The sequence below is a fragment of the Snodgrassella sp. ESL0323 genome, from assembly GCF_013346865.1.
GTDB lineage: Bacteria > Pseudomonadota > Gammaproteobacteria > Burkholderiales > Neisseriaceae > Snodgrassella > Snodgrassella alvi.
In genome coordinates this window covers 1-19,614 of sequence record NZ_JAAEDT010000004.1, presented here as the reverse complement: position 1 = coordinate 19,614, position 19,614 = coordinate 1, and the positions used below count along the sequence as shown (strand labels likewise).

Genomic DNA, 19,614 nt, shown 5'->3' with positions numbered 1-19,614 from the left:
ATACAAATTATTAAAAAATGTTTTCTTTGATTAATTGAATACAGTTTGCAGATTTTGTACCTAACAATTAAACTTTTTATGTATTTTTAATTTATGATCACTTTAAAATTACTTCACGAATTCTTTTAGCTATATATTCTACATGCGTTTCCAATGCAAAATGCCCTGTATCTAATAATTCAACAACTGCATTGGCATTATCTTTTTTGTAAGCTTCTGCGCCAGCAGGTATAAAAAATAAATCATGTTTTCCCCAAATAATTAAGCATGGCAATGAATAATCTCTAAAAAACTGTTGGAACAAAGGATACATTTTTAGGTTATTTTTATAATCTAAAAATAAATCTAACTGAATAGCTTTGTTAGCTCCACACTCAAATAAAAATGTATCTAAATAATAAGATTCTGGAGCTATGCTCTCAATTGATGGTACTCCATGTATATATTGCTCACGTGTTCCTTCCAAATTCAATATCGCGTCTTCAATAATTTTTCTATTTTGTTCTGTTGGATTATCCCAGTAGGTTTTTATTGGATTCCAAGCACTGCCTAAACCTTCCAAATAAGCATTGCCATTTTGAGATACAAATCCTGTTACCCTTTCAGGATAAGCTAAAGCAAGACGAAAACCTATGGGAGCTCCATAATCAAAAACATACATTGCATATTTTTTAAGACTTAAAGCATCGACGAATTTAATTAGTGTTTTACTTATATTATCAAAACTATAAATATAGTTGGCTGTGTCTATAACCTCAGTAAAACCAAAGCCGGGAAAGTCAGGTGCAATCAGATGAAATTTATCAGCAAGTAAAGGAATTAATTCTCTAAATTGATGCGATGAACTAGGAAAGCCATGTAATAGTAAAAGAGTTGGTAAGTTTTTTTCCCCTGCCTCCCGATAGAACATGTTTACATTTTCAATATTGACATACTTATATTGAATCGGATGATGAATATTACTTGCCATAAAAACCTCCGTAACCACTAAATTTTAATTTAAAAGGTTACTCATAATATTTAAATTTACTGTAACTTGTCAATAGGTATTTTAGAGGTTACAATTTCCTTGTAAAAAAGGTATGTCAATATGAAAACAAATACATTAGATGATTTAGCATTGGTAGGAGATAACGACGCACTTAATATGATAAATACCGTCGTTAAAATAGATGGCAATTTGATTGATCGTTGGAGTTCAATAGAAGAACTCGTCTATTGGCTTAACAAAGTGGTTGGCATTTTAGTTCCTGATGATTTGCACTCCTCATCAGCATTACTTGAAAGGGCTAAAGAGCTAAGAGAAATAACGAGAGTACTTATACAACAACAAAAAACTGGACATAGTTTAGATATTGAACCATTGAATGCATTTTTGCACAAAGCTAGTCGATGGTTAAACTTAGAATATGATGATAATCAATCGCTTATCGTCACTCATCATTATGCCAAACATAGTCCAGAACAGGTTTTAGCTCCTTTAGCAGAGGCTACAGCAAAGCTAATCGCGCAAGAAGATTTTAGTTTAGTAAAACAATGCGAGCACAAAGACTGTGTGCTGTGGTTCTATGATAAGACAAAAGCACACAAAAGACGCTGGTGTAGCATGAAAGTTTGTGGAAATAGACATAAAGTTATGAAGTTTAGAAAAAAGCTAGCAACCTCATAAAATAAACTATGTAAATATCTTCTAATTAAGATGAGTGGGATAACCGTATTGAATTGACACTATAAATCCGGCAAAAGATAAGCTGTACAGCCTGAAATTTATCAGGATAGTAATTATCTGTTTACAAACAGCCGGGATTATGGTTAAAAGACCGGATAGCATTCTGGTATCTGGTAACAGAAATTTTGATTAAATTGAATTGTTTTAAGGAGCACCCGGTGAAAGTAGGTTTTGTTGGCTGGCGCGGTATGGTAGGTTCAGTATTAATGCAGCGCATGCAGGAAGAAAATGATTTTCAAACTATTGCAGATGCGTATTTTTTCACAACATCAGCAGCCGGTGCAGCCGCACCTGATTTTGGTCAGACAGCAAAAACACTGCTGGATGCCCGTAATCTGGATGCTCTGGCTCAAATGGATATTATCGTTACCTGTCAGGGTGGCGACTATACCAAAGCAATCCACCAGCCGCTGCGTGATCAGGGCTGGCAGGGGTACTGGATTGATGCCGCATCCACTCTGCGCATGAGCGATAAAGCAGTCATCGTACTTGATCCGGTGAACCGCGCAGTGATTGATAGCGCCCTGTCAAACGGTATCAAAGATTTTGTTGGCGGTAATTGTACAGTGTCACTGATGCTAATGGCTCTGGGCGGCCTGTTTGAACAGGATTTAGTGGAATGGGCTACCAGCATGACCTATCAGGCAGCATCCGGTGCCGGCGCCCAGAATATGCGTGAACTGATTAGTGCAATGGGTGCCATTGAAAATCAGGTTAGTTCAGAACTGGCCGATCCGGCTAGTGCTATTTTAGCCATAGACCGAAAAGTTGCCGATTTTTTACGCAGTGAAGCATACCCGCGGGCTCAGTTCGGCGTTCCTCTTGCCGGTAGTCTGATTCCATGGATTGATGCTGATCTGGGTAACGGTCAGTCTAAAGAAGAATGGAAAGGTGCTGTAGAAACCAATAAAATTTTAGGTCGCAGTGCCCAGCCAATCGTTATCGACGGCTTGTGTGTCCGTGTCGGCGCAATGCGCTGCCACAGTCAGGCACTCACCTTAAAACTGAAACAGGATTTACCCGTAGCAGAAATTGAGAAAATTCTTGCCGCTGCCAATGACTGGGTAAAAGTTGTACCTAATGAAAAAACCGCATCTATGCATGAGCTGACACCCGCAGCAGTAACTGGCACATTAACTGTACCAGTAGGGCGCATCCGCAAAATGGGCATGGGTGGAGAATATATCAGTGCGTTTACCGTAGGTGACCAGCTTTTATGGGGTGCCGCAGAACCTATCCGGCGTATGCTACAAATCGTTTTACAAAACAAATAATATCTTTAGTAAAAGCCTGACAGGCAGCCTCTACCGCCTGATTACTTGCGACATCATCATAGTATTATCCAAACAGGACAGTTAAATGATTAACTGTCCTGTTTAATTACCTGTCTGTAAACCTTAATCCGATCATGCCCCATATTAAGAGAATTTAAGCGAAAAAAAGCAGCCACTCTGCTGTCACAGACCGGCTGCTAAGTATGACAAAATAGTTTTAAGTACCTACTGCATTAATGTACCAGTCTGCCGTGCTCCGTACTATTTAATATTTTTTTATTAGTCTGATGCAGCCACTGGCTGGTTAACGTTCCTGCTGTCATCGCACCGCTGACATTCAATGCTGTACGCCCCATATCAATCAATGGCTCTACAGAAATCAGTAAAGCCACCAGTGTAATCGGCAAACCCATTGCCGGCAGCACAATCAGCGCCGCAAATGTAGCTCCGCCGCCCACACCGGCCACACCTGCAGAACTGATAGTCACCATCCCGACCAGTGTTGCAATCCACCATGGATCCAGAGTATTGATACCTACAGTTGGCGCAATCATGGTGGCGAGCATCGCCGGATACAAACCGGCACAACCATTCTGTCCGATAGTTGCACCAAAAGAAGCAGCAAAACCGGCAATAGTTTTCGGTACACCAAGACGCTGCGTCTGAGCCTCGATATTAAGCGGAATAGAAGCAGCGCTGGAGCGACTGGTAAATGCAAAAGTCAGTACCGGCCATATTTTCTGAAAATATTTACCTGGATTGATCCCAAATATGCCCAGTAACAGACCATGTACCCCGAACATCAGAGCCAGTGCCAGATACGAAACCAGTACAAAGCCTCCCAGCTTAATAATCTCCTGTATATTTGAAGAAGCCACTACTTTAGTCATCAGTGCCATGACACCATAGGGAGTTAACAGCATTACTATCCGTACCAATTTCATTACCCAGCTTTGTAAAATATCAATTGCCCGTAACACCTGCTCACCCTTAGCAGCATCATCTTTTAATAACTTCAATGCGGCCATACCGAGAAATACAGCAAAAATAACCACACTGATAATAGAGGTCGGATTGGCTCCGGTTAAATCAGCAAACGGATTTTTTGGAATAAAAGACAGTAATAGCTGCGGTACATTTAAATCTGCTACCTTGCCAACATAATTAGCCTGAATTGCATTAAAGCGCGCAGTTTCAGCTTCTCCCTGAATCAGACCGTTGGCAGTCAGACCAAACAGACTGGTCAGCAAAGTACCGATCAATGCAGCCATCGCCGTCGTAAACAGTAACACGCCGATAGTCATCAGACTGATTTTGCCTAGCTGAGCAGCATTATGTAATCGCGCCACAGCACTCAGAATTGAAGCAAACACCAACGGCATAACAACCATCTGCAATAACTGTACATAGCCGTTGCCGACTACATCAAACCATTGTACAGAAATACGGATTACCGGGCTGGATGCTCCGTAAATCAATTGCAGCCCTAAACCCAATCCAATACCAAGAATCATACCCAATAATACTTTTTTGGATAAACTCCATTGGGTTGAATGCGTACGGCTCAGTACCCATAATAACAATGCGAACACCATAATGTTCGCGAGCAAAGATAAATTCATTTTATACTCCTGCGCCGGCAAGCTTTCTGCCCGCGTTTGATACCTAGTGCCAGCTAAGAATACGCAAAAGTAAATAAGTTGTGAAATAGCCCTTATGCATTCACTTATTCTATTTTATTATATGCAATAAAGATAAAATACTTTCCGATTTAGTTGTACCGCCCGGAATATTGGCTTACAAATTACCCAATTTCTATTTCAGCCCTTTATATGTCATATCCATCATTCAATTTAAACATCATCAGATAACAAGTTTTCTATAAACTACCGTTCATAAGCAATCATTCGAATAAATACTTGACATCAGCCCTTTATTGCCATCATGCTTGCAATTTGTTTAAACATCCTGTCTCAGGTTTAAACTTTTCGTTTAATTCTGTTTATTGGTTATATTTATGTCGGTTTACACCAGCGTTAGCGATGATGAAATGCGCAGCTTTCTGCGTGATTATCACTTAGGTCGGTTTATTGGTTTACAAGGTATCGCTCAGGGCGTTACTAACAGCAATTATTTTGTAACCACCACACAAGGGCGCTTTGTACTGACTGTTTTTGAAGCCATGACACAGGATGAGCTGCCCTTCTTTTTAGATTTAACCCGGCATCTGAGTGCTCACGGCGTAGCCTGTCCTGCTCCTATTGCCCGAACTGACGGTCGTCTGGACAGCACTCTAGTTGGCAAACCAGCCTGTCTGGTAACCTGCTTAACCGGCAGCGATACCAGCAGCCCATCCGTACAGCAATGTTTCAATACCGGAGCGATGCTGGCTAAAATGCATCTGGCCGGTAGCGAATTCACGCAGAAAATGCACAATCCGCGTTACACTGGCTGGTGGCATGAGGCCAGTACCCGCTTATTACCCTTTCTGAATCCGGAAGATCAGCAGTTATTACAAGCAGAAATTGCTTTCTTTGATGCACATGAACGTACAAATCTGCCTGCGGGTATCATCCATGCCGATTTATTCCGCGATAATGTTTTGCTGGATGGTGAACAGGTAGCTGGATTTATTGATTTCTATTATGCATGTAACGGTAATTTCATGTATGACCTTGCCATTGCCGTTAACGACTGGGCACGTCGTGCAGACAATCATATCGACCAAAATCTGCAACAAGCATTTATACACGGCTATGAAAGCATACGCCCGCTGACTTCCGCTGAACAAGATTACTTTCCGATTGCACAGCGAGCTGCATGTATTCGCTTCTGGGTTTCCCGCCTGCTTGATTACCATTTTCCGCAGGCAGGAGAAATTACCTTTATTAAAGATCCGAACGTCTTTAGAGATTTACTACTGAATTTACGTAAATAACATCATTATTTTTTTATCAAAAAACTAAAATTAGATATTACCTACCCCCCCATCTACCAGTATTTCCGCACCGAGCATAAAAGATGATTCATCCGAGGCCAGAAAAACAGCGGCTTTAGCCAGCTCTATCGGTTTGCCCAAACGTCCTAACGGTACTAATGCCTTAATTTCCTGCTGTAAATGTTTGACAGCATCCGCGTCAGTGGTATTTAAATTCATATGCGCCGGCGTGTCTGTCGGGCCGGGAACTAAACAGTTGAAGCGAATATTTCTGGATAACAGCTCTCCCGACAGTGTTTTGGCTAATGAACAGAGAGCAGCTTTACTGGACGCATAAATACTGCTTTGCGGTAAACCGATTTTGGTACTTACCGTACCGCACAAAATAACCGAACAGGGATCAGCCAGCAAAGGTAACAGCGCCTGTATCAGAAAAAACGGCCCCTTGAAATTAGTATTCATTACCCTGTCAAAAGTATTTTCATTCCAATCAGTTACCGGCAGATGAGTGACATCGGCCGCATTAACATATACGCCATCTAATCTAGGCCACATTTTGGTTAACTGTGCAGCCAGAAGCTTTTGTTCTTCAACATCAGAAGTATCACTTTGCAATATTATTACATCTGCACCTAATTCCTGCTTCGCTGCCAGTAATCTGTCTTTATTTCTGCCGGTTATGGCTACTGTCGCACCTTCGGCAATAAATTCTCTGGCAGTTGCCAACCCTATTCCACTGCTTCCGCCTGTAATCAGTGTATATTTACCCGCTAACCTGTTCATAGATTCCCTTTCAAAAATAAAATTCAGTATAATTTAACCGGTTTACTTATGAAAGTAGGTACCAAATAGATACTAATGGAAAATAGTTATGCACACTGAAAAAAATACCACTGATATTTATCATTGTCCTATGGTTAAATTTGTTAATTTAATTTCAGGAAAATGGGCTATTCCTATCCTGTATCGCCTGATTATTAATGATCAACCCATTCGTTTTGGCGAATTAAAGCGAGCCATCGCACCAATTACTCAGAAAGAATTAACAAAACAGCTAAAGCTGTTTGAGCAAAAAGGATTAATTACCAGAAAGCTCTACCCGGAAGTACCGCCTAAAGTTGAATATCAGATAACAGCACTGGGAAAAACTTTAAAACCGGCTTTGGTTTCCATCGCAAACTGGATGGAGCAGCATGAAAAAGATTTACTCTGAATACTATTCACCTATTCAGACAGACTGTAACTTAAACAGCAACAGCTATCCGGCAACAGCTGATTAGTATCAATCAAAGAAAAAGTAATTATGCATTTTAAATAATTAAATTGTTTATACTCAACCATTGATATCACTACTAAACGCATCCATTTAAAATGTATAACTGCATAGTCTCTGACTAGTTCATAATTACATTCAATAAATTAATATTAATAGCCATATTTCCTATATACATTGACCAATAATCAACTAAACACCAAAATGGTGGTACCAGAATTATCCGGCACCACCATGATTAAACCTACTTTTAAACATCAGTCTTCGCTAAATTTTAGCTTTAGTCTGTAATAACATTCTGGTTAAAAGTTGTAACGATATCCCGCATTAATCTGCTTCTGATTAAATTTGTTTCCTGCAGAATAAACCATATCACCATAAATATGATGATTGCGGTTCAGACGCATATTCACACCAATACCGTTATCCCACCAGTTGCCATCAAATTTATATTTCTCTTTTACTGTGCGATTAAAGGTATAAGAGGTTTCTCCATCAAATTCTTTCTGGTAACCCGTTTTAAAATATACATCCACCGGGTTTTTACCACTCTGAATGGTATAACCTAAAATAATACTGGCACGCCCTATTAATGAATTATAACTGGCCAGTCTCGTACTTAATCCATTGGTCGCATTTATGGTGGCTCCATCCTGATGTGAATAAGTAAGCTGAGCCTGTGGTTCTAAATACCAACCCTCATCCGCGTTTGCTGCACCGGATAAATGAATACGTTTGCCTACTTCTGCTCCTATGGAAAAACCATTGGTATTGCCATCTCCTTTAACATGATAGCCTCCTGCGGTCATACTATTGAACTTGTTGGTCATATGCATATACTTGACTAAACCATCAAGATAAAAACCATTCTGGCTTTGTAACGTACCATAGAATCCCAGTGAATAGTTTTTGGTACTGCCGTCACCAACATTGTGATCAACTTCACCCCGGCTTAGTCCGCCCATTACACCATAATAAAGATTCACTTTATCATAATTCAGTTTGCGGTCTAAACCCAACTGTAATCCATAATAATCCATGTCAAAACCAGACAACCGATTATCATTAAATGAGCTTAATTTACCGGTATATATTCTGCCCCATACTTTACCGCTGGCTGTATCATCGGTACGGATTTGTCCCATTCTTTGTAATAAGGTTTGTGTTTCAACATAATTCATTAAATAATTTGTATTAAGAATATTGGCTGCTTCTTGCGCAGTATCAGACAGCTCTGGCGTTTGGCTATTCGACGATGTAGACAGTACCCAATCTTTACTACCATTACCACGATCGGTAACTTGGCTCAGTTTATTATATTTAAAAGCACCAACATCAACATAAGGTGTTGCCAAAGTAAAGTTAGCATCACCGCCTTCAGTTTCAACCAACCTAAATGTCTCACTTCCGTCTACCCGGGCATCGCCAGTTTGTGCATCATTAACCATAATTTTATGATCACCTGTTGCCTGCCCAGAACCGGTTATTTTCAATACATCATGATTCTCAAACTTACCGATAGCAGTTCGCATTTCGAATATGCCATTACCTTCTAATGAATCGGCGGTTAATGTCATAGCGTTGGTTTGGTTAAGGCGAGTGGCAGTATCGGGAGTAGCATAGTCATAACCAAATCTAACTTTGGCATCGTCAGCGAGTTTCAGGGTGTTAATATTTGAACTGCCGGTCATTTTCCACTGGCTATGGTTACCGGAAAGGCCAAGATTAATCTCACCTGCACCACCATCATTGTCTAAAGAGCTTAATAACATTGATCCGTCAGTCAGAGTTAAATTGACTACTCCTTTATCCCGAAAATCTTTATTTTCACTTGAAAAAATATCTCCAATAATCTCTGATTTACCATTAATGATCACTTCGCCGGCTTTTGCTTTTATCGCCTTAAAGCCTTCAGGATCCTGAACAACGATACGGTTATCATTTGAACCATCTTCAATTTTTAATTTACCCTGGATTTGGTCCATTAAAATTGCAGTACCGCCAGCAACAGTAAGATCAAGACCATTTTTGAAATGTATCAAATCGCCTCTGCCTGTGAAGGTTTCTCCAGGAGGAAGTGGATATTGAATTACGCTAATCCCAGTAGTAGAAGAATCTAAAGTGGAGTCTTTTACATTGATAATCGCCTTATTGTTAAAAATTAGTTTATTTCCTTGTGCTTTTGGATTCTGGTTTCTAACAGACGCAATACCCCGACTTCCTTTACCATTGGTATTTATTTCTACCACATCATTAAATATACCTGTTGTACCCATTGGGGATGAACCAGCATAAGAATGTATTCCTATACTATAGTCTCCACTTTTTATGTTTACTTTACCGTTAAACTCGCCATTTCCTCCACTGGCCAGATAAATGCCTTTACCACTTGCAATATCTATGTCAAGGTCACTATATGAAACCAAGTTAGATCTACTCGATAGATGAATACCCGAAAAAATCCTATTATCCTCACTATATCTCCGACTTTGAATCCTAAATGGACCACCAATAATAGTTGTATTTTTGTCGGAAGCTGCGACAAGCCCCATTCCGCTACTACTATTCTGATCAATATCAATATGTGGGGCAGTGTCGTTTGTTGTATTTATATTTATATTTACATTGTCGTTAATGTTAATTCCAGTTGTTTTGTAATTCCCGATATTAGTATCATTAATCGATGTATCTGCATTTACTGATACCGGAAGTAGCGCCAGGGTTCCTAGTGAAAGTTTAAATATTAGTGTGTGTATAATTGAATTTAATTTTTTCTGCTTAAAGTTATTCATTTTCATGCCTGAATCAATGTTTTCAAATTGGTGTTTATTAAATAAGTTAACAATATTTTCATATAATAAATGATATTAAATTTAATGGATTTTAACATTTATAATCATTTTTTAATATTTGCATATTATGCAATATTTATTAAAAAAAATATATATAGAATTATTCAGTTATTTCAAATATATATTAAAACATCTTATGCAAATAGTTTTCATTAATAATTATAATAGTACTAATAAATATACATTAGATGCACATTTATTATCCTAAGGATAAAATTTTTATTTACAGTATTTAAAATCCACAGCAGATTAAACGCTAAATTTGTTTAAGAATTATTATCCCTGTAAATTTATCTTTGTTTAACTCAAAATTATTATTCGAATAGATAAATCTGCAATTTGTCTGGATTTAATCACGAGATATCATTCAGTCCAGAAAATTTTAAATATTTAGTTTAACCTACACCGTTGTAGCGTTAATACCGGTACTAGTATGCATACTTTTTCAAAAAGCCGATTAATTTTTGACTGCTTATAGTATTTTCTATTTAGTACACAAACTATTATCTATAATAATTTAATATCATTATTTTTCTTATATTTATTTCCAATAATAATCATAAGGTAAAAAATGGCAGTGCCATCCTGATGTAAAAAAGTAAGCTGTGCTTGCGCTTTGAAATACCTGACCTGTTTAACCAGATTCTGAATATTATAGTAAATTTCCTATTCATTAATATATATACATTTTCATCTTATATATTGTTTATTATAATAATTTTAGTAGTATTTTTTTATAAAAACAGGTTAACAGAAGTATTATGAAAATATTTAGATCATTTTCCGTCGCCAGAATAATCACTTTGCTGGAACTTTGGCTAACTGTTATCTACCTGCTAATTGGAGGGATATGGCTAATATGCCTGGGTGGTTCGCCCTTTTATGCCATGATTGCCCTGTTACTGAGTCTGTTTACTGTTCTGTATCAGTATCAGCGCAGTAGCTGCCTGTGGTTATATGCAATTATTCTGTTTATTACGCTAATCTGGAGTTTATGGGAGTCCGGCACCGATTTCTGGGCATTAGCACCACGTTTTGACTTGCTATTTCTGTTTGGATTATGGCTTTTAACTCCGTGGCCAACACGGCATATATCAGCTTCACGAAGTGGAAAATTAATTATTACAATAGCATTAATTACGATACTAGGTGTGATGTTCTACAGCATCAGTCATGATCCGCAGCAAATTAATGGCACCATTACTCGCCTCCAGCCGGCACCAGCGGCAGACGATAATGGTGTAGCAGCAGAAGACTGGCCGGCGTATGGTCGTACTCAGGACGGAACACGTTATTCACCATTAACTCAAATCAATACCGCTAATGTTAAACAGCTTAAAGTAGCCTGGACTTACCGTACTGGTGATTTCAAAACTGCTAATGATTCAGCAGAAACCACTAATGAACTAACACCGATCAAAATCGGCAATAAACTCTTTATCTGTACACCACACCAGTTTCTGGATGCTCTGGATGCCACTACCGGCAAACGTTTATGGCGTTTTGACCCTGAATTGCGCAGCAACAGAACTTTTCAGCATTTGACTTGTCGTGGTGTCAGCTATTATGATGCTACGACAGCACATAGTTCTGAGACCACCGCATCCGCTATTTGTCCGCAAAAAGTTTTATTACCGGTTAATGATGGCCGTTTAATTGCCGTCAATGCACAAACTGGTCAGAAATGTCCGGATTTCGGTCATAACGGTGAAATTAATCTGCAAGCCCAAATGCCTTACGCTTTTTTGGGAGGATATAATCCGACTTCACCGCCTGTTGTAACACCTAGTACGATTATTATCGGTGGTTCAGTAACGGATAATCTCTCAACTAAAGAACCTTCCGGTGTAATTCGTGGTTATGATGTCAATAACGGCCAATTAAAATGGGTATTTGATACTGGTGCGGAAAACCCGAATGCGATGCCGGGTGAAAAGACCAATTTCGTGCATAATTCACCCAATGCATGGGCACCTCTGGCCTACGACCAGCGGCGTAATATTGTATATATACCCACCGGAGTGAGCACACCGGACATCTGGGGTGGTCACCGTAATAAGTTAAAAGAACGTTATGCCAACTCTCTTGTGGCACTGAATGCCTCAACCGGTAAACTGCTATGGCATTTTCAGACTACTCACCATGATCTTTGGGATATGGACGTTCCGGCTCAGCCTTCACTGATGGACATTACAATATCATCCGGTAAACGGATTGCTGCTATTTATGTGCTGACCAAAACCGGTAATATTTTTGTCCTCAACCGTGAAACTGGCCAACCTATTGTGCCAGCTACTGAACAGCCGGTACCACAGACTCTGAAACATGGTAAACCAACACAGGGTGAACATTATGCAGCTACCCAGCCTTTCTCAGCTTTAAGTCTGATGCCGAAAGACAAACTGACTGATAAAGATATGTGGGGAGCAACCATGTTTGACCAGCTTCTGTGCCGCATCCAGTTTAAGCGCTTAAATTACAATGGCATTTATACACCACCTTCTGAAAATGGCACATTGGTATTTCCGGGTAATCTGGGGGTATTTGAATGGGGTGGTATATCTGTCAATCAGGATCGGCAAATTGCTCTGATGAACCCAATCGGATTGCCCTTCGTTTCCCGCCTGATTCCGGCTAACCCCGACAGGGCTCAGCAAAAACAGGGCGCAGGTACTGAGAATGGTATCCAGCCAATGTATGGCGCTCCTTATGGGGTAGAAATTAGCCCTTTTCTGTCACCAATAGGTTTACCTTGTAAACAACCAGCATGGGGATTTGTAGCTGGTGTTGATTTGCAGACTAACCAAGTAGTGTGGAAAAAGCGTATTGGCACGATTCGTGACAGTCTGCCGAAATTATTTGAATTACCACCATTAAAAATTGGCGTTCCGGGTCTGGGTGGCTCAATATCCACAGCGGGTAATATTATGTTTGTCAGTGCAACTCAGGACAACTATCTGCGTGCATACGATACCAGTAACGGAGATTTATTATGGCAGACACGTTTGCCTGCCGGCGGACAGGCTACACCAATGACGTATGCCGTTAATGGTAAACAATATGTAGTACAAATGGCTGGTGGTCATAGCTCATTCGGTACGAAGATGGGAGACTATCTCATCGCCTATACTCTACCCTGAATTATTTGCGCTACAGGCGCCAAATAATCTAGGCGTATTTCGCCGTAATTAATTTATGTAATAAAAAAGACATGTTAATAACATGTCTTTTTCATCGGATGATGCGATCAGACAACAATATTGACTAATCGTTTTGGCACAACAATAACTTTTTTCGGTGTTTTGCCATCCACAAATCGCTGTATGGCCGGATCAGCCAATGCTGCTGCCTGTACTTCATCATTACTACTATCGGCAGAAACTGTAATCTGTCCGCGCAGCTTACCATTTACCTGAACCATCAGGGTAATTTCATCCTGTACCAGTGCGGCTTCATCAACACATGGCCATGCAGCATCCCACAGTGTTTTCTGCGGAGACAGCTCATTCCATAATGTTTCACACACATGAGGCACAATCGGCCATAACAGACGCAATACGCACTCCAGCACTTCCTGTGCCACGGCGCGCCCTGCTTCTGTAGTGCAATCAGTCCGGTCATACTGATTCAGCAATTCCATAACCGCAGCAATTGCGGTATTAAATTGCTGCCGGCGACCATAATCATCGGTTACTTTGGCGACTGTGCTATGCAGTTTCAACCGCAGCGCTTTCAGGTCGGCAGACAAATTATCCTGACTGCCGGTAAATGCAGTTACACCTGCACCCTGCTGTAAATAATCATATACAGTACGCCACAAACGGCGCAGGAAGCGATGCGCACCCTCTACCCCGGCATCTGACCACTCCAGTGATTGCTCAGGCGGTGCAGCAAACATCATAAACAATCGCGCAGTATCCGCACCATAGCGGTCAATCAGCTCTTGCGGATCCACACCATTATTTTTGGATTTAGACATTTTCTCAATGCCACCGATACACACCGGTTTACCATCTGCTTTCAGGGTTGCAGCCAGAGGCCGGCCTTTATCATCCCGCTGCAAATCTACATCTTGCGGTGCAATCCATTCTTTGCTGCCATTAGCACCTTCACGATAATACGTTTCACATACCACCATACCCTGAGTAAGTAAGCGGGCAAATGGCTCATCTACATTCAGCAGCCCCTCATCGCGCATTAACTTTGTAAAGAAACGGGCATAGAGCAGATGTAAAATAGCGTGTTCAATACCACCGATATACTGGTCTGCATTCATCCAGTAATTAGCAGCCTCTTTATCCACCATTGCGGTATTGCAATGTGGTGATGCATACCGTACCGCATACCAGCTCGATTCAACAAAAGTATCCATAGTGTCAGTTTCCCGACGAGCCGGTTTACCACAGCATGGACAGGTAGTTTCGTAAAATTCCGGCATTCTGGCTAACGGAGAACCGGCACCATCCGGTACCACATTTTCCGGTAATACAACTGGCAACTGTTCTTCCGGAACAGTGACATCACCACAATCATCACAATGGATAATCGGAATCGGGCAACCCCAGTAACGCTGCCGGGAAATACCCCAGTCACGCAGGCGATATTGTGTTTTCGGTGCACCGGCATTTTTAGCCTGTAAAATCTCACCAACACGCTCAAATGCCGCATAAAAATCCAGACCATCCAGTTCACCGCTGTTAACACACTGTGTCTGCTCTTTACTGCCATACCATTCCTGCCACGCGCTTGCATTAAAAGTATCTGTATTCTGCGTAGAGGCAATTACTTGTTTTACTGGTAGCTGATATTTAGTGGCAAATTCAAAATCACGTTCATCATGCGCCGGAACAGCCATTACCGCACCATCACCATATCCCCACAGCACATAATTGGCCACCCAGACCGGCAGTACATCGCCATTAAGCGGATTGATGGCAAAGCGTCCGGTAGGCATACCTTTCTTCTCCATCGTGGCCATGTCTGCTTCAGCCACAGAACCAGCCTTGCACTCAGCAATAAACTGCTGTAACTGAGGGTTATCAGCAGCGGCAGCTGTCGCTAGCGGATGTTCTGCAGCAACAGCAACATAAGTTGCTCCCATCAGTGTATCAGGACGTGTGGTATATACCTGTACAAAATCTGCATACTCACCGGTTAATCCCGCTTTACTGTCTTCAGCCAGTGCAAACCGTACCTGCATCCCGCGTGACTTGCCAATCCAGTTGCGCTGCATGGTTTTTACCTGCTCAGGCCAATGTTCCAGTGTATCCAGACCATTGAGCAGTTCTTCAGCATAATCCGTAATCCTGAAGTAATACATCGGGATTTCACGTTTTTCTACAATGGCACCAGAACGCCAGCCACGACCGTCTACAACCTGCTCATTGGCCAGTACAGTCTGATCCACCGGATCCCAGTTTACTGTTCCGTTTTTCTTATAAATAATGCCCTTCTGGAATAAACGCACAAACAACCACTGTTCCCAGCGATAATATTCCGGTGTACAGGTCGCAATTTCCCGCTCCCAGTCAATCGCAAAACCCAAACTCTGCAACTGCTTTTTCATATAAGCTATGTTGTCATAAGTCCATTGTGCCGGTGCTACCTGATGTTTCATTGCAGCATTTTCAGCAGGCAAACCAAATGCATCCCAGCCCATCGGCTGCATCACATTAAACCCATTAAGCAAGCGATAACGGCTCAGTACATCACCAATGGTGTAGTTACGCACATGTCCCATATGTAACTTACCCGAGGGGTAAGGAAACATCGACAGACAATAATATTTAGGTTTCGGATTAAAATCTTTAGCGTTAAATAAACGGTATTCCTGCCAGCGCGCTTGTGCAGCCGGCTCAATTTTTTCGGGACAATAATGTTCTTGCATCATGAATTATCAGTTTATTGTATAAAAATAGACTACTATTATAACAGTTTACTCAAGACACAAACCTGCAATTAATCATTCTGGCAATACAGTTATTGAGTCTAGTCCATCAATATTACAATATCATATTAATTGCATAAATCATTTTTAATACTTATATAGCATATATAAAAATAAATAAAAAAAACCACCGATACCAAGGGAGGGAATACCGGTGGACAATTTGCGGGAAAACACTACTTACTCAATACTGATTGTCAGGCAAAAACAATACTGACAAAAATATTATAGAAAAATCATCATTAAACGCAGTTAAACTGTGCTAAGTCAGACAAAACAATTTATTTAATCTGCACTTTCAGATAATTCATGTGAAGAATTTAATTTTTTCAGTAATTTTAATGCTTTATCTGGATCATCATTACGTAATATTTTCTGTACTTCGGTTTCAAGCATTAGCAGATCACTTTGAATAATCTGATTTTTCACCGCCAGAATATTATTTGCATTCATCGAAAACCGGCGCAGCCCCATCGCCATCAATAACCGTGTATATTGAGCATCACCAGCCATTTCTCCGCACACAGATACTGGTTTATTCAGACGTGCAGCGGTACGAATAACATGCAACAATAACTTCAGTACCGCAGGATGACCCGGCTGATATAAATAACTCACACTTTCATCATTACGGTCTGCCGCCAGCGTATACTGAATTAAATCATTAGTACCGACTGAAACGAAATCAATCATCTTCAAAATAGAATTAACTGTTAATGCAGCTGACGGAATCTCTATCATCGCCCCAACCTGAATATTTTCATCAAAGGTTTCAAAGCGATCATGTAACTGTTGTTTAGCAGTATTTAGATGAGTTAAACACTGCTGTATCTCTGTTACTGAGGAAATCATTGGCCACATCATGCGTACTGGTCCCAAAACCGCGGCCCGCATAATTGCCCGCATCTGGGTACGGAACATCACAGGTTCAGCCAAACACAAACGAATACCGGTCAATCCCAAAGCCGGATTCATCGTGTGACTGGGACCAAACCAGCGCGGATTTTTATCTACACCTAAATCAATTGTCCGTATGGTTAAAGGTTTACCCTTAAGCTTTTTAACCACATCAGCATATTCGGTATACAGTTCATCTTCTGTAGGCAGAGCATCACGGTTCAGATAAAAAAACTCACTGCGATACAGTCCGATACCATCCATACCCAAGCTATGAAGTGCCTTTATATCATTAGCACTTTCAATATTACCCAACAACTCAATATTGATTCCATCTAGTGTTGTTGCTGCCGTATTCTTAAGTTTATTTAACTGCCGTCTTAAGCTGCGAAATTCCCGCAAACGCCGGCGGTATTCCTTTAGAATAATATCATCAGGTGCAATAATAACCACACCCATTGAGCCATCTACAATAATCAGCTCATCTTCATTAATTAATTCCCGCGCATAGCCCAGTGCAATCACAGAAGGAATATCGAGGCTACGCCCCAGAATCGCAGTATGACTAGTCGGTCCGCCGGCATCAGTAACAAACGCAGCAATACGGCTGTCTTTAAAAAAAACCGTATCTGCCGGCGATAAATCGTGGGCAACAAGAATCGTATCTTCTTCAAAATCTTCAGCTTCAGTAATGACTTCTGTCGATAAACCAATCAGATTTTTAAATATACGCTCAACTACCTGCAGCATATCCTGCTTGCGTGCACGTAAATAATTATCTTCAATTGCATCAAACTGATCTGAAAGTTTATCTGTTTGCAGTTTTAATGCCCATTCTGCATTAACACATTGTGCTTCAATAATATCAACAGGTTCTCTAGACAGACTCACATCACCCACCAGCATCAGGTGCAGTGAAATAAACGCTCCCAGTTCTGAAGGTGCATTCTGGGGAATATCTGTACGCAACTGCTCTAACTGGCGGCGAGTTGTTTTGATTGCCTGCTCATAACGGGCAATTTCTGCAGGCACTTCTTCGATCGACAACTCCTGATGTGGCACATCGTCCATACCACGCACCACCAGATGAGCACGACCGATGGCGACACCTGTTCCCACTGCAACACCATGCAGCACAATACTCATTATTCGTCTTCACCAAAATAATTATTAATCAGCTCAATCAGCGCTTGCATTGCCTGACTTTCATCAACACCATCGGTTTCCAGTTCAATTACACTACCTTGTGCAGCAGCCAACATCATTAATCCCATGATACTTTTACCGTTAACGCGGCGATCTTTCCGAGTTACCCATACTTCGCACTGAAACCGGCTGGCTACCTGTGTAAATTTATTCGACGCCCGTGCATGCAAACCAAGCTTGTTAATAATCTCTACTTCCTTTTTTACCATTTCAAAGCTCATCCTGATTAGAAATAGTCATAATGCCAGCAATAGCAGCAGCTTTAACTTCATCTGCAAATTTATGTACATCATCTGCTTTAGTAAAATGTTGAAGTGCCTTAACCAGCATTGGAGCATTAAGACCGGTTAGCAGAATTACATTGTCACTCTGAATTAACCGGCGCACCAGATTACAAGGTGTAGCACCGAAAATATCAGTGAGAATCAATACACCGTGACCATAATCCAAAGAAGCCAGTTTTTCTACAACCTCAGCATGTATACTTTCAACTGAATCACTACTACGTACCCCGATTAAAGCAACTTTATCCGGTACAGAACCAAAAATATGCCGGATTAATTGCATATTTGCCTGCCCTACTGTCTCGTGGGTAACAATCATCAAACCTATCATTATATTACCTATTACTATTAGGGCATCAAGTCCATTGAATAAACCCATTCAAAGAAAAATAATTGTATTAGCTTTGATTGCCTGATAAACAATTAGCTAAACATTTCAGCCCTATGGTCTCCTGATCAAAACTTATCATACTAATCATACGACAGGAAGAGTCTGATTAGAAGAAAATACAAATTAAACAGAATAATAAAGATAAATCATAAGAGCTGTCTTACTATCCGGCATAATAATTATGTTCAGATAAATAGCTGTTAAAGTCGGCTCATAATCTATTTCATCAATGATGAATAGCAATCAGTGATAGCATTATTTATAAAATAATCATACATAAAACTAAATTGAAATAAAAATAGCTTATTATTATTTCTGGATTATTAAGTCAATGAGTTCAATCATAATCTGGAATAATACTGAATAAGCAGTCTGAAAGTACTCATTTACTGAATAGAAACCTACGGCACACGCAACTACACTCAGTTCGACTACAGCGACCGCAATCAGCAAATCTACTTTCTCTTCGGTCGCGAAACCACCGGACTGCCCCAGGCATTCGCACAAGCACGCGCCGAGCAATGTCTGCGAATTCCGCAGTCAGAGCACATCCGCTCACTAAACCTGTCCAACGCCGCCGCCATCGTCCTCTACGAAGCGCTGCGTCAGCAGTCCTTCCCCTCTCTAACCTAGATACAGCAACAGCAGCCATTAGGCTGCTGCGGTATTGTTTTTCTTCTGTTTTACTTCTCAGTATTAAAGTAAGAAACCCGGCTGACTAATCAACCGGGTTCTTCTATGGGGAGTCTGGCGGTGTCCTACTTTCACATGGGCAATCCATACTATCATCGGCGCTAGGTCGTTTCACGGTCCTGTTCGGGAT

Annotated in this window: 15 protein-coding genes; 6 read left to right on the top strand and 9 right to left on the bottom strand. The window is 40.7% G+C overall.

Translation table 11 applies throughout. The features are described from left to right. Positions 1-97: 97 nt before the first annotated feature. Positions 98-970, bottom strand: a complete 873-nt coding sequence (locus GY065_RS00555; RefSeq protein ID WP_174832597.1) for an alpha/beta fold hydrolase — start codon at positions 968-970, stop codon at positions 98-100. 120 nt (positions 971-1,090) lie between these two features. On the opposite strand from GY065_RS00555, the gene GY065_RS00550 reads away from it, so the two are divergent. Further along, positions 1,091-1,669, top strand: a complete 579-nt coding sequence (locus tag GY065_RS00550) for a CGNR zinc finger domain-containing protein (RefSeq protein WP_174832596.1) — start codon at positions 1,091-1,093, stop codon at positions 1,667-1,669. Between the two features lie 218 nt (positions 1,670-1,887). Further along, positions 1,888-3,003, top strand: a complete 1,116-nt coding sequence (asd, locus tag GY065_RS00545; protein WP_174832595.1) for an aspartate-semialdehyde dehydrogenase — start codon at positions 1,888-1,890, stop codon at positions 3,001-3,003. Positions 3,004-3,236: 233 nt separating this feature from the next. Here the strand turns inward: asd and GY065_RS00540 are convergent, their stop codons facing one another. Then, the gene (locus tag GY065_RS00540) at positions 3,237-4,625 is read right to left on the bottom strand and encodes an L-cystine transporter (protein WP_174832593.1); all 1,389 of its coding nucleotides are present in this window, start codon (positions 4,623-4,625) and stop codon (positions 3,237-3,239) included. Between the two features lie 395 nt (positions 4,626-5,020). On the opposite strand from GY065_RS00540, the gene thrB reads away from it, so the two are divergent. After that, complete coding sequence (gene thrB / locus GY065_RS00535; RefSeq protein ID WP_174832592.1) at positions 5,021-5,941, top strand: homoserine kinase; 921 nt, start codon at positions 5,021-5,023, stop codon at positions 5,939-5,941. A 30-nt stretch (positions 5,942-5,971) separates the two neighbouring features. Here thrB and GY065_RS00530 read toward each other — a convergent pair whose 3' ends face one another. Beyond that, the gene (locus tag GY065_RS00530; protein ID WP_174832591.1) at positions 5,972-6,724 is read right to left on the bottom strand and encodes an SDR family oxidoreductase; all 753 of its coding nucleotides are present in this window, start codon (positions 6,722-6,724) and stop codon (positions 5,972-5,974) included. An 88-nt stretch (positions 6,725-6,812) separates the two neighbouring features. Between GY065_RS00530 and GY065_RS00525 the strand changes: the two genes are divergently transcribed. Further along, complete coding sequence (locus tag GY065_RS00525; RefSeq protein WP_174832590.1) at positions 6,813-7,154, top strand: helix-turn-helix domain-containing protein; 342 nt, start codon at positions 6,813-6,815, stop codon at positions 7,152-7,154. Positions 7,155-7,516: 362 nt separating this feature from the next. On the opposite strand, the gene GY065_RS00520 is transcribed toward GY065_RS00525, so the two are convergent. Continuing rightward, positions 7,517-10,006, bottom strand: a complete 2,490-nt coding sequence (locus tag GY065_RS00520) for an autotransporter outer membrane beta-barrel domain-containing protein (RefSeq protein WP_174832589.1) — start codon at positions 10,004-10,006, stop codon at positions 7,517-7,519. A gap of 821 nt (positions 10,007-10,827) precedes the next feature. Here GY065_RS00520 and GY065_RS00515 point away from each other — a divergent pair. Continuing rightward, a complete protein-coding gene (locus GY065_RS00515) occupies positions 10,828-13,206 on the top strand; it encodes a glucose/quinate/shikimate family membrane-bound PQQ-dependent dehydrogenase (protein ID WP_174832588.1) in 2,379 nt (792 codons plus the stop codon). Positions 13,207-13,313: 107 nt separating this feature from the next. Here the strand turns inward: GY065_RS00515 and leuS are convergent, their stop codons facing one another. The 5 genes from leuS to GY065_RS13155 form a co-directional block, all read right to left on the bottom strand. Further along, complete coding sequence (leuS, locus tag GY065_RS00510) at positions 13,314-15,953, bottom strand: leucine--tRNA ligase (RefSeq protein ID WP_174832605.1); 2,640 nt, start codon at positions 15,951-15,953, stop codon at positions 13,314-13,316. A 345-nt stretch (positions 15,954-16,298) separates the two neighbouring features. Then, on the bottom strand, positions 16,299-18,056 hold the full coding sequence (ptsP, locus tag GY065_RS00505) for a phosphoenolpyruvate--protein phosphotransferase (protein WP_174832587.1): 1,758 nt from the start codon (positions 18,054-18,056) through the stop codon (positions 16,299-16,301). After that, a complete protein-coding gene (locus GY065_RS00500; protein WP_174832586.1) occupies positions 18,056-18,325 on the bottom strand; it encodes an HPr family phosphocarrier protein in 270 nt (89 codons plus the stop codon). Before GY065_RS00500 ends, ptsP begins: the two co-directional genes overlap by 1 nt. Before the next feature lies 1 nt (position 18,326). Further along, the gene (locus GY065_RS00495) at positions 18,327-18,719 is read right to left on the bottom strand and encodes a PTS sugar transporter subunit IIA (protein WP_244621453.1); all 393 of its coding nucleotides are present in this window, start codon (positions 18,717-18,719) and stop codon (positions 18,327-18,329) included. A 381-nt stretch (positions 18,720-19,100) separates the two neighbouring features. Next, positions 19,101-19,313, bottom strand: coding sequence for a hypothetical protein (locus GY065_RS13155; protein ID WP_202984002.1), 213 nt, complete (start codon positions 19,311-19,313; stop codon positions 19,101-19,103). Between GY065_RS13155 and GY065_RS13460 the strand changes: the two genes are divergently transcribed. Next, the gene (locus tag GY065_RS13460; RefSeq protein ID WP_342351782.1) at positions 19,245-19,424 is read left to right on the top strand and encodes a TrmH family RNA methyltransferase; all 180 of its coding nucleotides are present in this window, start codon (positions 19,245-19,247) and stop codon (positions 19,422-19,424) included. The two genes, GY065_RS13155 and GY065_RS13460, sit on opposite strands and share 69 nt — an antisense overlap. Positions 19,425-19,614: the final 190 nt, after the last annotated feature.